The following is a 15,276-nucleotide window of genomic DNA, read 5'->3' on the forward strand; positions in this document are numbered from 1 at the left end:
TGAATGTTAATATTGTTGACATTTTCGCTCTTACAATATTCGCAATCTCCTTGTTCACCAAAAGACCTAATTTTCGATATTTAATTCATCGCTAAAACAAAATAATAGAAAATTGGCTCGTTATGACATGAAAAGTCATGGCGAGTCTATTTTCTATTTGTACATGGGCATCGTTTTTACTTTTCTAAACGGACGTCTACTTTTTTGAGAATGGTCCAGCCCCTACTCCCATCTTTTGCATAAATATTGCTCGTAAAAATTATCACTATTTTCCTGACTTAGTATTTTCATATCATCAAAAAGACTATCAAGAATCTCTTCAGCAATCTCTAGGTCTTCTGCACAACCTGTATTTTTTGCCAGAAGTTCTACCCCTACTTTTATCAGATACTCTCTGTCTTCTTCAGACAGAGTACTATCATTATAAACTTGAATTATTAATTTTTTGATTTGTTCTTTGACCTTTTTGTTTTCAATGTACTCTTCTTCTTCACTTTTGAATTGCTCATTGTAGTAGTTCTTTAAAGAATTTTTAATTTTATTGATTTCACTTCGATAATCTATTTTCATAATTTAACGACCCCTTCCCTTTTTATGAATAGCATAGGCACTTTTAGGTATTTCACCTTGTATGAGAACCTCCGCATCTTTCGCTACATACCTATAGGCCGGATTTCCAAAAGCTTCATTTAAACAAACTTCGTAATTCCTCATATTCACCAAACCAAAATTTTAGTGCATCTTGATTTATACCGCGGGATATAACCAATCTGAGCTATGTCTAGATCTTGGAGCTAAACCAAGACTTGTGAATTGATGTAAAAAACCTTTATGCTTTTCTGTTTCCAAAATACTACAGAAACCAAGTGTCTCCAGCAATGCTTTTCTTTGTTCTGCATTTGTTTTAAATCCATCAATTTTTCCAATCTTTTTTTGAACTTTAGATGGCGTATCATTACTTTCTGCATTTCTAACAATTTCAACTATAGATTGAAAAATATCAAAATCTTTTTTTGTCGGCTTTACATGCGGAAGTTTATTGTGCTGTTGAAGTATAAAAGCCAAATGATATATTCTTCCGCTGATAATTCCGCCTATATTAAACCGAATATTATTAATAAACGAAAAATCCACTAACTCGTACGGATTACTTGAACAAATAATACAATTTACTCCATTTGATTCGATGAAATGTTTTGGAAACATCCTTAAAATGTTATATGCAGATAATCCAATTCTCCAATCTAAACGACCTGAACTTAAACTCGATAGAAATAAATCTGTCATATTCTTCTTTTCACACTTATTCAACTCTTGCAAAGCAAACTCTATTGTTTCATCATGTGTTTGTGTAATACTATCAAACATATAACCTGCATCCTTAGCAAATTCAAAATCTTCCTTTGCAGTTCTATCAGGATTAAGTAAATCGTATTCCAATAAAATTTTTAAAGCCTTTTTATTCAACTCCATTTAGATTCCTACTTTCTATCCTTTACACTTTAAGTCCTTATATGATAATTCATCTAATGTAGGCATTCCAATACCCCATCTACTGCACATTTAATGACAATTGATTTCTCCATGAATAACGTTGATTTCTTCCTTTCCATACAATACGTTCTTTGGATTTATCACGATGAGTAAAACTGCCACCACTGAATAAAGGATAGCGTTATACATGATTAAATCGAGTAAGTTTCCGTTTATTAAGCCAATAAAAAAATTAAAGAATTGGTGGATGATGATTGGGACGATTAAATTTTGGTTTAAGTTATAAAATGCAGTCATGACGATCTTTGTAGACATGATTGCAATCATAAAGAATAGAATATATTTGATTAAATCAATGCCCACAAGCCCTGTAGTAAACCATATAGGTAGATGCCACATCCCCCACCAAAACCCTATAATGATCGAAGCTATTAATGGCGAATGCTTTTTTTGGAGCTCCATTTGAGCGAAACCTCTCCACCCTAATTCTTCTCCTAGTGGTCCAGAAAGGAGGTTTTTAAAAAAGAAATAAACCAACATTCCCCATGAAGAAATAGTAAAAATAGCGTCTACTTCACTATTTTTCGATACGAGAAATAAAATCATCAAAAATATGGAGGCTTGAATCATAATTGCAGTAAGAATCACAGAAAATTTTAGTTTATTGTTGAACTTATCTTTTACAAATTGGATAAAACTTTGCCCAGGATAAATTTTTTTAAATAGTACTGCAAAAGCAAAGGTTGAGGACCAAGCTGATAGGCAAAACATTACATCAATAACCCATGCAGGAAATCCTAACATGCTTATGATCCCTATTAGACAAAAAAGTGGCAAAAAAATGAGATTGGTAAGTAAAATAAAACTTGCTATTGGTTTTTTTAATTTCTTTTTACTTTTCATACATATTCCCCGCTTCAAACTAAGTATTTCGTAAATATAATAACGCGCATATTTACCAATATCATCAGCTTAAACCTAGGAGTTACTCACAGGTCAATACATGCTTGTATTATTTTATCCCGCAGTAACAGGCACTAAAATCCAAGTTCAGTTTCACTTGATAGGTGCATAAATTTCTAAAAATACACGTTCAAGCCCACCTTCATAAGTGGTCAGTAGTTGATTAATATATACTAGCCCCAAAAGTTCATCCCCTTTGTCTTTTGCTACTTTTCTTAAACTTGCTTCCACGTTATGGTCAATACTTTTTCCACCGGTTGACCATCTTCCATCTTCAATAACGGTATAAATACATTTTGGATGAGATCGAATTTCTCCTTCTAATTCTTTATCTACGTCCTCTACTTTTCTTACGACGAAAAACTGATCGTCTATAATACCTTCTTCATTGAAACTTATGACTCTTCTTAAAGATGTTAGTGTTACTGCTTTTTTTAGGTTTTCTGCATTCTTTTTTAGCGTTTCATATTCATCAAACGCAGTAAAATGTTCTATTTCTCCTTTTATTTCTAAAGGCTTCATTTCTTTTACTATGTATTCGCCTAAGAATTGTTTAACTTTTTCACAATCCTCTTTTACTGTCTGGAGCTTTTTTAAAAGCAGCTTTTTATATTCTATCTCCTCTAAAACCTCTTGTTCTTTCTCTTCTAGCAATGACTTTATTCCCTCTATGCTCTTACTTTTTCTTAATTCCTGAATTTTTTTAATTTCAATATCAACTTCTCGATAGAAATTTACTATTGTTATATCGTAAATATCGAAATGATCATATTTTCTATATCCATTCTCCATATTTTGCTTTGGCTTTACTAATTTCTTTTCTTCATAAAATTTCAAGGTATCTCTAGAGACTCCTAAAAATTTAGCTACTTGTCCTATGGTGTACATGTTACTCTCCTATTCATTATCTTTATAACCATATAATACCATTACTTATTTATAAATTAGGCTATTTTCGAAAAGATTGTTGCTATTCAATTAACGGAGCATTTACTTCAATGAGGAGTAGAGCCTTATAAAAAAATAGTTTAATATGTTATAATTGTAAATATATTCTTTATATATAAATATGACCGTTAAATGAAGAATAGCAATTGCTTAAAATAAGGGTATATAAAATAATTGGTATATAACTAAACAGTAGTTTGGTTTGGGATCAATCCTATTTACAATAGATAAGAGGAGTGAAGGGAATGAAAGAAAATTTAAAAATTGCTTGGATAGCTTCATGGTTTGCACTTGTGGGGCAGTTAGCAATTTTCATAGGAGTGGCGATATTCACAACAAATTGGCGGTTTGTAATGTGGAGTTTTATGGTGAGTATGCTTGTAGGGGTTCCTAGTATGATTAATACTTGGCGAGCACAGAAAAAAGCGAACAGCAATAAACATAATTTATCCTTATAAGAAGTAGTGTTTTTCACGAAATATCAAACCAAAAAGACAGAATTTAATCTAAAACGTGTAGATTAAATCTGCCTTTTTGGTTTTAATAGCAACAATCTTTGAGAAAACAGCCATAAATTATAAATGCAGGATATAAAAAATGATGACTGTTCGTATTAATGAGGATTTTGTAACGAAGCATTTTCCTGAATAAAAAACGCGAGCATATGTAAGCCGCCCTCTTATAAAACTTATTCATCAAGAAAAGATGTCCCCATCCTACCGGGTCTCTCCGACAGTGCAGTAGGGAGCAAAGACCTCCGGATTATCGTCTCGCCATGCTCAAAGAGTCTGTTTTATTACACCGTTGACATTGATACTGCAAATACTTGGAAATTCAATCACTAAATCGATATACTTTGAAAGAGAGGGGGAGAAAAAGATGAATAAGTGGTTAAAAGGTTGGAGCATATTCATTTTTTCAATTGGAGGAATAGCGATATTACTAATATTCGGGACTGTCTTATTAATTTTTAATTTTAGGGCATCGTTAATACCAGATGAAAAAGAAGAAGCAAAGGTACTTTCACAAGCCGAACAATACTTACAAGAGAAATATCCAACCATGGAATACGAAATCTCCGGTGTCGAGTATGATACAGAGTCGCAACACGATAAATTTGATTATGCTGCAGTGATTTTAAATACAAAAACACAAAATACGTTCATGGTTTATGAAAATAGACATACGAACCAAATGGAAGATGATCTAGCATTTCAAGAATTATCAACATTCATAGAACAAGTAAAACCGAAAGTTTATAGTTATATAACTGAAACATTCGGAGAGCCACAAGGTATAGCATTTACGCCTTCAATCGATCCCCCCTCTTCGCTTACTATAAAATTAAATAACAAAAAAGAAGAGGTAAACGAAGCAATGTTTGAATCTTTAATTGATTATCTTCAGCATGAATTAAAAGTCGAACACGCACATGTAACTATTATGTATGAAAATGAACATTGGGATAAAGAGTTTTAATAAAGCATGAGGATACATTTTTCTCATGCTTTATTTTGATAGCCTCATAAATGTGATAAGAGTGGTAAGGTAAAATCCATAAAGAGGTCTTAATAATTGCTTGACTCCTTAAAGCATCATTCGTTAATTACAACCTCAAAATTTCTATTCGTATAATCAATCACCAAACGCCCTTCTTTAGCAATATCACTACCCAAAACACCATCTAGCTTGAAGTAGCAAGATCTGTCAACATCTCTCTCATGTTGTCTAAGCTGATGGATTGATTCTCATTCAGATAAACAATTAAACTTTCTATGCTGTCTAATTCTCTTTCTTTAACATCACCGAAGCCACCAAAAAAGATATTTTATAGGTATCCAATACACTTAGACGTACAAAAGAATTACCTTTCTCCAAAAACAGGAATAATCACCTGCAAAAATTGAGTTTATTGGAAGATTCATGATATAATTGTTTGAAATGGATAAAGGAGGATTTTTTTGAAAAGAAATTTTTTGTATCTTTTAATGATGACCACAATTTTATCAGTCATTTTTAGCGGTGTAAAACCACAAGAAACAAAAGCAGAAACTATACCAAATCTTGACCCCGAAAATCTTACTAAAGAAGAAACAACTTCAGAGAGTAACCCACGCTTAGTTACGTACTTAAATAAGATGTTTAGCGATAACAAAGAGCTAATAAAACCTTCTTCTATAAACCGCAATTCTCACATTAGGAAACTAGAAAAAAACATTTACAAACTTTCTGAAGCCAAGAAAATAGTTGATGGTCTAATAGAAATGCAAGATAAGATAAGACTTGGAGAAACCTACTATTTCACAAAGGAAGAAATAATTAAAATCTTATCTCCTGGATTCACACCGGAATATATTGATAAGTATATTAAAGAAGATATGATGCTTCTGGAAAATAATAACAAATATATATTTAAAGGCACTGATGTTATAACAGCAAATCCAAACACAATCTTTATAGATTCCTGAGAAGAAAATCAATACGTTAAAAAACCTACTGTAACTTATAGCAAAAAGGATGGTAAAGAATATCTACTTATCTCTCAATATAACAAACCTTATGAAAGTGTGGTATCTTCGCACAATGGATTTTACAGCGACCTGTATTTGATAAAAGAAAATTCAACATCTGATTGGAAAGCATATGATATGAAACACCCAAAAACAAAATAAATCCGAATAGAAAGTGAACTTCTGGTTCACTTTCTATTTTTGATTTCTCTAAGTTATTTCCCTCTTCAATCACCCCAATCATTAGACATCAAGAAATCCTATTTTTAAGAAAACATCCATCGAAAAAGAAAAGACCCACTTAAAAAACATATTTATAGATATCCAATGCCTGAAGCTTTAAATGCTTAGTCGATCATCAAACATTAATTGGATTTGAACACCAAACAGATCTTCAATAATTCCGTATGCTTTGCTCGAACTCATTTTCAATCAATTGAGTTGAGTTTACACGTCGAATGAATCACAATTATAAGCACCATTTTAAACGGCTCACACGTTGAACAGAATCGTTCAACATGTGAGCCTTTTTTTTATACTGAATTATACATTCATATCTGTAATGGCAGGAATATTTATTTCCTTCACACATGAAACTGGTGATAGATTAATCACACATTGGACAATGGCTACAATATCTTGTACAGGAATACGTGTACCCTCATACAACTTAATTGCCTTTTCAGCACCTTCTTCAAAAGGTACTTCAGCAGCAAGTTCTCCTGGATTAATACACGTTACAGAGATCTTATCTTTTCTCACATGCTCGCGTAAAGCATTTGTAATGCCTCGTAAGCCAAATTTAGATGTCACAAACGAAACTTGCGCATTATTTGTATGATCTAAACCTGCTGTCGATCCTATTAAAATTATTTTTCCATTCTCCGCCTGTCTTAAATTAGATAAAAGCGCCTGAATATATGTAATTGTGGAAGTTAAATTAATATTAATTAAGTTTGCAATATCCCCAACTTCATCGTTATCAAACGTATAGTCATCTTCAAAACCACGCTTTTCCCATACTCCAACATTGTAAATTAATACATCAATAGCAACGCCTTTTAAAGCTTCTTTTAAAGCAGGAATTTGTTGTTGACTAGATAAATCAATAGTCAGCCATTTACGATTTACGCCATCATTTATATCTAAACTACTTGGTCGTGTACGTGACACCACCCATACTGTATCCCCTTCAGTTGGTAAACCCTTTACAAATGCATCACCTAATCCTTGGCTTGCTCCAAATATAATAAAGTTTTTACTCATCCAACCACCCTTTCTATATAACTACAACGTAAGTATAGTTAATATAAAAATTAGTAACAACTAAAGTGATTTCTGGGAATATTTAGGTAACAATAATTATCTATGTTTTAAGCCTCTTTCACCCAATAGGTTGTACAATCATCGCTTCGATCTAGGAAACCGTATTCAATTAAGTATCTTCGAATTGAAACATAATCGCTATATTTGCGACCTACCTCAAACTTAGTTACGATGTGTTGCAGTAAAATTTTTTTCGTTTTTCCTTACTCGGAAAGCTTTCAATAGAACCATCTAAGCCATGTTTAAAGTATGTCGCTAGTACTTTTTCTTTCTCTTCTCCCGTAATCGCATAACGCTCATCGACCCTTTGACTTCGGCAGCTTGATCTTAAACTCTTCTTTATTTACTTTCCAAGTTATTGCACTCATTTAACCAGAATGGTTTTAAAAAGGTGTCCCCACTTGTTGTAGAAACACCCCCTTTAACTTACTAATTATTGTTAATTTTTTATATTTTTCATTAGGTTTTCTGCAATAAAATTCTTTGCCATAAAATAAGCATTTGCAGTAAATAGCTGTGTTTTAATTTTATTTGTAATCATTTCATTGCCAAAATTATCAAATTCAAACAATTTAACTTTTATCTCTTCTGTATCATCTAAGTCTTGTTCATACGCTTTGAATGCTTCTAGGATTAGAAAGGTTTTTACTTTATTATTTTGTGTTGCTGGATTCACCATAAATTCACCTAAGAAAATCGGCCTTCTTAAAGAAGTGTAACCTGTCTCTTCTTTTACTTCTCTAATTAACCCTTCTTCGTCTGTTTCATTTCCTTCTTTTTTACCAGCAGGGACTTCTAAGAAAAAGTCTTCCCCGGCATAACGATATTGTTCAACCAGCACAATCTGGTTTTCTTTTGTTATTACAACTGCATTTACCCAATCAGCATATTCATTGACATAATAATCATCAATCAATATGCCATTCGGAAGTTGACAACGATCTTTTCTGATATTCCCGAATGGACTTTTATGCAAATACTCTGATTTTAGCCTTTTCCATTCATCCATAGTTTTCCTCCAAAATTTGTTACTTCGATCAATAATATCGAGGCATAATTGAGCCCGGAAAAATAACTTAAATCAACATTCATCACACCGCCTATAGAGATGGGAGACTTCTTTACCTGTCGCTAAGCTTTCGGTATAAAAATATTTGCTGAAAGAAGTTAAACCAAAAGTGAAGACTAACTCTATTTTTTTCCCTTTTAATGAGGTTTTCGATCAAATGTACTCATACATTACTCTGGCCCTACGCATGTCAGCTATTCGCTATTAGTCGCTGCTTTACTATCATCTAAAAAGAGAGATAAAACAGAACAGTATTTACGTTTCCTATAGGTAAAAACTATAGACTATTCATTCTATGAAAAAGGCGAATAAATATTTGCTACCCATTCTTTCAATGGTTAACTTTACTGCCGAGTCTAAAAAACTAGAAATATGATATCGCTCAGATGTTATCCTTCTGATTAAATAAAAAACTGATTCCTAACTATCTATAAGCTATGGGATCCCTTCTCTTTTAGTTTACGTAGATAATTATATGTTAATCCTTTTTAACTTTTCCAATGAATTGTTACTTTTCCTCTTGATCACCATTCTCACCCTTATTTATTGCACGACCGCCTCCACCAACCGCATGCTGCTGCTTCGTATTAGAACTTCCTATGGCTGAATTAGTTCCTCCCGTACTATCTAAACCGCTTCCGCTTGCTACCTGAGTAGCTGACGACTGTCTTTGACCCTTATTTACCTGATTATTGATGATGATAACAATTTCCTCGTCACCATCACAGTCTTCATGCTGTTCGTGAGGTTGAGTCTGCTCTCCCTTCATACCGCTGTTTCTAGCTACCCCTTGTGCTCCAACACTTTGCTGTTGATCGGTATTCGAGGAATCTATTGCAGCATTACTACCAGCTGCACTATTTCTTCCTGCCCCACTTGCAATTTGCGTGGTATTAGGTGCACTAGTGAACTGATTATTTATAACAATTACAAGCTTTAACTTATCCGATACAGGAGAATCAGTCCTAATTTCTTCTCCATCTTTTTTTACAATAATCCTTACTTTTTCATTTTTACTTTCCACACTGCTTTGTAATTCCTTGGAATTAGACCCATCATTACTATCTTTATTACCTCGTTGATTTGACATTATACCACCTTCTTTTCGATTTAGAATAGTATATCTTATTCGAAGAAGAAATTTAGATTTAGTCAAATACATTAATTTTCCTAAAATATTATGTGGATAATATCTTTGTGTATAGCATTATACAAAAATCTTCCCATGGCGAGGAGTATGTCTAACCGCATTACCCAATAAATTGTTCACGTATCGCTCCAATAAGTGCGAATCATCAATGCTATCCAGAGGAACTTCTATTCTCTGCTTTACCACTATTCTGTTCTCATAAGGAGTTCATTCTTTTTATACGGTCAAACAACAGAAAAACACTTATTCCACTATTTGGGGAGGTGCTGTACTATTTTTCAAAAAAACCTCACTTACTTATGATACGGTTCACCGTGACTAGTCTAAGTACGGTTTTTTATACATTACTATTATGGGTTTAATACAGTTATATAGAATCCACCATCGATTAATTCTACTGTATAAACACTAATAAAATTCCCCATAACCTTATAAATTAATGTTTCATTAATCGTGTGGCTTTGAATTGATTACATTTGAATTTAAATCGGTTGTATACGTAGTTCAACTGGATTACTCAGCTCATTTATTTTCAAAAGCATTGCTGTATCTTTGCCTTTATTATTAAATCGTCTTCGTACATCCCCACTATTATTTTCCTATAAAATGTAAAACATCTTTATTTTCACAAGTTTCCGCTAAATCTAAAGCTGTTTTTCCTTCATGATCTTTAGCATAAATGTCCGCTCCGTATTTTAATAGCATTTCAACAGCAGCAGTATTTCTAGCCTTAATTGCCCTATGCAGCGCTGTTTGTTTGTACTGATTCCTGCATTCAATATTAGCTCCACGATCCAAAAGGAATTTAATTCCGATAACGTTATTAGTATCCGCAAAATTGTGCAGTGGAGGGAATGGCTTTCTTTCCTTGTCCATGTCGCAGCCTAATTTTAAAATGTCCTCTAGTAGAACTATATCTTGACAATGAAGAGCGATCCCAAAACCTTTCTTTTTTACCTCTTTCTCATAAGTATCTGGATATTCCGAATGAATATAATTAACAATATCGCTTGAATATTTAAAAGCAATTTCAAGAGGTGTTTGTGCGAGAGCTCGTTTACCTACGTTTGCGCCTCTTTCGGCTAATAATCGAAATGCCTCAACATTATTGTGCATACTGCAAAACTGTAATGGAGTGCCCCGAGATTCCAAGATCTTATCCAAATCAGACTTTTTTGCACGGATAACTAACTCTCTAATTCGGTCCAAATCATTCATATAACACGCAAAGACTAATGTAATTTTAATTTTTTCCGCCCGTAACGATTTCTGCAAAACTTCTTTTCTTTCCCCCTCCATGGGTTCCCAACCGTACCTTTGATAATTAAGTAACTCAAAAACATCCATATCAAGGAGTTCAGGGTTCATATCTTTCACCAAGCAATGCTCAGCTAATGTACCCGCATCTACTTTGATACAAAGAATGCCCTGTCCCTGCATAAAAGTCTTAATCTCGCTGAGATACTTATTAAAAAGTGCAATCGTAATGTCACCATCATATGATGCTTCATTATTAACAATAGTAAAATATCCGCTCGTAAATAAATTCTTAGTCCCTAAAATTAAATAGGTATACGTTCTTCCCCTTAGTATTGACTCATTAATAATTGCATTTATTAAATCTTCAAGGTTTTTCATATATTCATGCCTCCCTACCTTTTCTCTAGTGCAAGTGGCGATTCCATTATAGATATTAATAATAATAAAAATGGATTTTTCACACTTAATTTTAGGAAAAGGAAAAGTATATTATTCTTACATACTCAGCATATTAGATCAAAATCCCATTTTAGTCTATTTAGCTAAAAAGCGCGAGAAATCAATTAGATAGCTCGTACAATCAAAATGAAGGACGAATTATTGAAGATGATATACCGACAAAGATGACTCGAAATTTTAGCTACTATCATGAATATAGAAGGTATATGTATTTTTTTATTTTACATAGCAAATTCAAAACAGGAAATACTATTAAGGAGGAATAGAATTTTCAATTTTAAGGAGGATACGCATGTCTATATTTAATTTGGGTGATAAAGTACCCGATTTCACTCTTCCAGCAGTTAATGGAGGAAAATTCTCTTTAGAATCTCATCAAAATCAGCATAGAAGTTGGCATCTCATTATCTTTTTCAGAGGATCGTGGTGCCCTGTTTGTCTTCATGAATTAAAAGAGCTTGAAGAAAATAAAAGTTATTTTGAAGGCAAGAATGTACATCTAATTACCCTCTCAACAGATCGATTGGAAAATTTAAAGAAAATGGTTGATGAGCACAATCTTACTTTTACTGTCTTGGCTGATGAAGAGTTAAAAACATTAAAAGCATATGATGTTTTTTATCATGGAGAAGATGCACCCTATGAGGATCATGGCAAGCATGGAGAGCCGGCTTATTTCCTAGTTGATGAAAATGGACAACTGCTATATCAACAAAAACAAACTAGTCCATTTGGGCGCCCATCATCTACAGAACTTCGCAAGATTGTCCAATATATTGGAAAAAATTTAAAAACAAATCCATAAATAAAAATATTTGATTGTTCGTAATTGTTGAGCAACATACGAAGAAAATGATCAATCTCGAATAGTTTTTTTATCGTAAAATTTGAGTTTAAAGAAGTATTTTTGATCAAACCTTATTTGTATTATACGATTGACCTAAAATCTAAAAATGCTTAAAAATAAAAGGTAATCCCATATGAGACATGACTAAAATGTGATTACCTTTTTCTGTATGTGGAATCAATTCCGTCTGTTATAACGTGGATAATGTAGGCTAAAATAACAAAGCTAATTCCATTTTTAGCTACTTATACAGAATCTTAATTAGATGATAGTTTCATGTTTAATTCTCTATTAGGGTTGTAGAACTGTAGCCATTTATCAGCTTCACTAACCATCCACGTTCCAAATTCATTTAAAAACGATAACAATAAGTTTGTATCTATTATGGGTATTATTGCATATTCAAGTGCTTTTCTCATGTCATTTTCCTTTTCAGGGAAATATTTCGAAAACAATTTATAAGCAGGGTATAAATCCCTTGTATATATGTTTTCTTTGGTTATGGCAAGTGCAAGTCCAGCTCTTACTATAATTTTCATAATCCACTTGCAACAATCTTTAATATCTTCTATATCAAAATTATCTTGAAGATCGTCACAGGCATTTTTAATTTGACCTTGTAAATGAATAAGGTGGTCATTTGCTAAAGCTTCGTCAGCTCTATATCTTGGTAATTGAGGTATCAAGTCTTCTCCAAACACACATATTCCATGGGTTTTAAGTATGAAACTATTTATTTTATTTTCGTAACCGCTATTGTGTCTAAGTCAGCTACTCCTTCAATACCTATCCCTTTTGGAATGGAACCTCTTATGTATACACTATGTAAGTCATCTTGAAGATGAGTGGAATACGTATTAACTACATCGTATATCACAGGAAGAAAAATTGGGTTGATTTTATTCCAGTCTGAATGGTTAATAATGTAGCCATCTCTATCAGTAACACATAAGCTTCCAATTTCTCTAATAGTAGTCATCACATATCTCCTTTTAAAGATTTATAGTAACTTAGTCTACCTACTATACTATGCCTGCGGGATTTGTCCCCTGACGAATAAAAACAACTAATGATATTATATCTAATAGTAATTTTTCGAATATCTGAACATTATATCTATTTCATATAAAAAAAGGATAGCACGTTCTATAGTGAACACGCTATCCTATTTCATTTTGGAAGTTTAGGGTAGTAGAGAATTAATGTAAAATTAATCCTTCTTTTCAGCAAACTCCACCTTCCAGCTAAAATATTCGTTATCTAGATTTTTTCATATGTTAAATGAGCATCAAATTTAGACCCTTTTTACTCGTTAAGCCTTTCACCAACACCGTTCCGTCAGCTAGCAATTTCTTCACCATAGTTTTGCTAGACTTCTTCTTCATCGTGGCTAAAAATTTATCGTTTTTCCAGATGACAAATTTGCAGCCCTTTTTCCAGTTACTGCAGCCAAAGCCTTTTTGCCCTTCGATTACGCTATGAGCACATAATGGGCATTCGCTCGTGTTACTTCGCTGAGTGTCACATCTTAATATTTCAAAAACTACAAGATAAATTCAATTTATAAGTTTTTTTGCGGAATAGATGATAAATCTCTTCCGCTTTTACTTTTCATTAAACTCAAATTCAATTTTTCCTTCTACCAAACGGAGTGACGCATTAAATTGTTTACCATTCTTTGATTTAAATCCTTTAACCACAGCTGTTTTACCAATCTTACATAAATCATTAATGTTCTTTTCAGTTAGTTTTTTTCCTAATAACCTTCCTGGGAACGTTTGCTTACAACCATTTTTATAATTCGAGCAACCGTAAAAGCTTTTACGCAAACCTATTTTTCCTACTTTACATGTCGGACACATCACAATATCTTTCACAACAGCTGGTTTAAACTGCTCAGCATCAATTGTGAGTGACTCTAACTGTTTAGGCACCTCCGCTATTAATTGATTAACAAATTTGCCTATACTTTCAATGAAATGTTTAGCAGAGCCTTCCCCACGACCAATTTTATTTAAGTAGATTTCCCATTTTGCAGTCATAGATGGACTTGAGAGTAATGTCCCTTCAATTGACCGACATAAAAGCTCCCCTTTCGGCATAATGTGTACTATGTTTTTTCGTACTTCAATAAATCCATGCTTTTTAATCGTCTCTATAATGCCACTCCGAGTTGCTTCTGTACCAATACCTTCAATCGATTTCAGCACCTCGATTTCTTCTTCATCCTCAACTGATTTACCACATGTTTTCATCATCGTAATGAGTTGCCCTTCTGTATAAGGTTTAGGAGGCGTTGTCGTGCCTTCTAGAATAGAAACCTTACTTTGTACCATCTCATCTTGGAAAACGACAGGTAACGACTCTTCACGCTCCTGCAACTCTTTTTCACTTGAAAACAATTCTTTCCAACCTTTTACAAGTTCTGTTTTCCCTACCGTTTTAAACTCTAAATTTTTGACATTCGTTATAATCGTTTTTTCATCGTATTCATAATCTTGATGAAACATGGCGAGTGTCGTATTGACTATTTCGAAATAAATATTGCGTTCATCAGCATTCATTGATTGTAACGCTTTTTCTGTCGGCACTTTTTTCGTTGGAATAATAGCATAGTGCTCCCCAACGTTGGCACTGTCGACGTAGCGTTTGTTATTCCCTCGATTCAACGCATTAAATGACTTTCCCACGAGCTGCTGATATTTTGCCAATGATTCATTTAAATAGGCAAACTCATTATGTGTAATGAGCTGTGAATCGGTACGTGGGTAAGAAACAAGCTTTTTCTCATAAAGTGATTGCGTAAGTTTCAACACATGTGACGGACTGTATTTCCAACGTCTATTAGCGGCGGCTTGTAATGTTGATAACGCATGTAGTTTGGGTGGTGCAATACGCTTCGTTTTGTTCGTTACACTCGTAATTAGACCCGTATCCACCGGTTCAACCCCATGGTGTTGCAATAATTGCACAGCCTCTGCACGCTCTTTTGTTTTTAACTTTGCCTTCCCTTTATATACACCATTTTGTGCTTTAAAAATCCCTTCAATTTCATAAAAATTTTCAGGCTTGAAATGTTCGATTTCCTGCTGTCTTTTATAAATTAAATATACGGTTGGCGATTGCACACGTCCGATGGAGATACTACCCTTAAAGCCTTTTTTTTGTAAAAGTAGCGTATATAGACGACTACAGTATAGCGATAGGTAAGTCTTTGAAATTATCTCCAACTTTTCCCCCGCTCCACACC

The 15,276-nt window shown here is 33.3% G+C and carries 14 protein-coding genes and 2 pseudogenes; 4 read left to right on the top strand and 12 right to left on the bottom strand.

Annotated features, from left to right (window positions below; genetic code table 11):
• Positions 1–222: 222 nt before the first annotated feature.
• From ACB089_RS14420 to ACB089_RS14435, 4 genes are all read right to left on the bottom strand, one after another.
• On the bottom strand, positions 223–570 hold the full coding sequence (locus tag ACB089_RS14420; protein ID WP_374967024.1) for a hypothetical protein: 348 nt from the start codon (positions 568–570) through the stop codon (positions 223–225).
• A gap of 177 nt (positions 571–747) precedes the next feature.
• Entirely contained in the window at positions 748–1,473 is a 726-nt protein-coding gene (locus ACB089_RS14425) for a hypothetical protein (RefSeq protein ID WP_374967025.1), read from the bottom strand.
• A 90-nt stretch (positions 1,474–1,563) separates the two neighbouring features.
• Positions 1,564–2,397, bottom strand: a complete 834-nt coding sequence (locus tag ACB089_RS14430; protein ID WP_374967026.1) for a lysostaphin resistance A-like protein — start codon at positions 2,395–2,397, stop codon at positions 1,564–1,566.
• Between the two features lie 153 nt (positions 2,398–2,550).
• Complete coding sequence (locus tag ACB089_RS14435; protein WP_374967027.1) at positions 2,551–3,345, bottom strand: MerR family transcriptional regulator; 795 nt, start codon at positions 3,343–3,345, stop codon at positions 2,551–2,553.
• 305 nt (positions 3,346–3,650) lie between these two features.
• On the opposite strand from ACB089_RS14435, the gene ACB089_RS14440 reads away from it, so the two are divergent.
• The 3 genes from ACB089_RS14440 (at position 3,651) to ACB089_RS14450 (ending at position 5,873) form a co-directional block, all read left to right on the top strand.
• Entirely contained in the window at positions 3,651–3,863 is a 213-nt protein-coding gene (locus tag ACB089_RS14440) for a hypothetical protein (protein ID WP_374967028.1), read from the top strand.
• A 421-nt stretch (positions 3,864–4,284) separates the two neighbouring features.
• A complete protein-coding gene (locus ACB089_RS14445; protein WP_374967029.1) occupies positions 4,285–4,884 on the top strand; it encodes a hypothetical protein in 600 nt (199 codons plus the stop codon).
• A gap of 482 nt (positions 4,885–5,366) precedes the next feature.
• A complete protein-coding gene (locus tag ACB089_RS14450) occupies positions 5,367–5,873 on the top strand; it encodes a hypothetical protein (RefSeq protein ID WP_374967030.1) in 507 nt (168 codons plus the stop codon).
• 585 nt (positions 5,874–6,458) lie between these two features.
• Here the strand turns inward: ACB089_RS14450 and ACB089_RS14455 are convergent.
• From ACB089_RS14455 to ACB089_RS14475, 5 genes are all read right to left on the bottom strand, one after another.
• Complete coding sequence (locus ACB089_RS14455; protein WP_374967031.1) at positions 6,459–7,181, bottom strand: SDR family NAD(P)-dependent oxidoreductase; 723 nt, start codon at positions 7,179–7,181, stop codon at positions 6,459–6,461.
• A gap of 107 nt (positions 7,182–7,288) precedes the next feature.
• Entirely contained in the window at positions 7,289–7,429 is a 141-nt protein-coding gene (locus ACB089_RS14460; protein ID WP_374967568.1) for a DUF2087 domain-containing protein, read from the bottom strand.
• 251 nt (positions 7,430–7,680) lie between these two features.
• The gene (locus tag ACB089_RS14465) at positions 7,681–8,250 is read right to left on the bottom strand and encodes an NUDIX hydrolase (RefSeq protein ID WP_374967032.1); all 570 of its coding nucleotides are present in this window, start codon (positions 8,248–8,250) and stop codon (positions 7,681–7,683) included.
• 568 nt (positions 8,251–8,818) lie between these two features.
• Positions 8,819–9,334: a hypothetical protein gene (locus ACB089_RS14470; protein ID WP_374967569.1), complete on the bottom strand. Its 516-nt coding sequence runs from the start codon at positions 9,332–9,334 to the stop codon at positions 8,819–8,821.
• A gap of 717 nt (positions 9,335–10,051) precedes the next feature.
• Positions 10,052–11,098, bottom strand: a complete 1,047-nt coding sequence (locus tag ACB089_RS14475; protein WP_374967033.1) for an ankyrin repeat domain-containing protein — start codon at positions 11,096–11,098, stop codon at positions 10,052–10,054.
• 373 nt (positions 11,099–11,471) lie between these two features.
• On the opposite strand from ACB089_RS14475, the gene ACB089_RS14480 reads away from it, so the two are divergent.
• Entirely contained in the window at positions 11,472–11,984 is a 513-nt protein-coding gene (locus tag ACB089_RS14480; RefSeq protein ID WP_374967034.1) for a peroxiredoxin family protein, read from the top strand.
• A gap of 299 nt (positions 11,985–12,283) precedes the next feature.
• Here the strand turns inward: ACB089_RS14480 and ACB089_RS14485 are convergent.
• From ACB089_RS14485 to ACB089_RS14495, 3 genes and pseudogenes are all read right to left on the bottom strand, one after another.
• A pseudogene (locus ACB089_RS14485) lies at positions 12,284–13,005 on the bottom strand (nucleotidyltransferase).
• 231 nt (positions 13,006–13,236) lie between these two features.
• Positions 13,237–13,525: pseudogene (locus ACB089_RS14490) on the bottom strand (topoisomerase C-terminal repeat-containing protein); the annotation flags it as partial.
• A 105-nt stretch (positions 13,526–13,630) separates the two neighbouring features.
• Positions 13,631–15,256: a DNA topoisomerase gene (locus ACB089_RS14495; RefSeq protein ID WP_374967035.1), complete on the bottom strand. Its 1,626-nt coding sequence runs from the start codon at positions 15,254–15,256 to the stop codon at positions 13,631–13,633.
• Positions 15,257–15,276: the final 20 nt, after the last annotated feature.

This window comes from Lysinibacillus sp. RS10 (assembly GCF_041956855.1).
GTDB lineage: Bacteria > Bacillota > Bacilli > Bacillales_A > Planococcaceae > Lysinibacillus > Lysinibacillus xylanilyticus_A.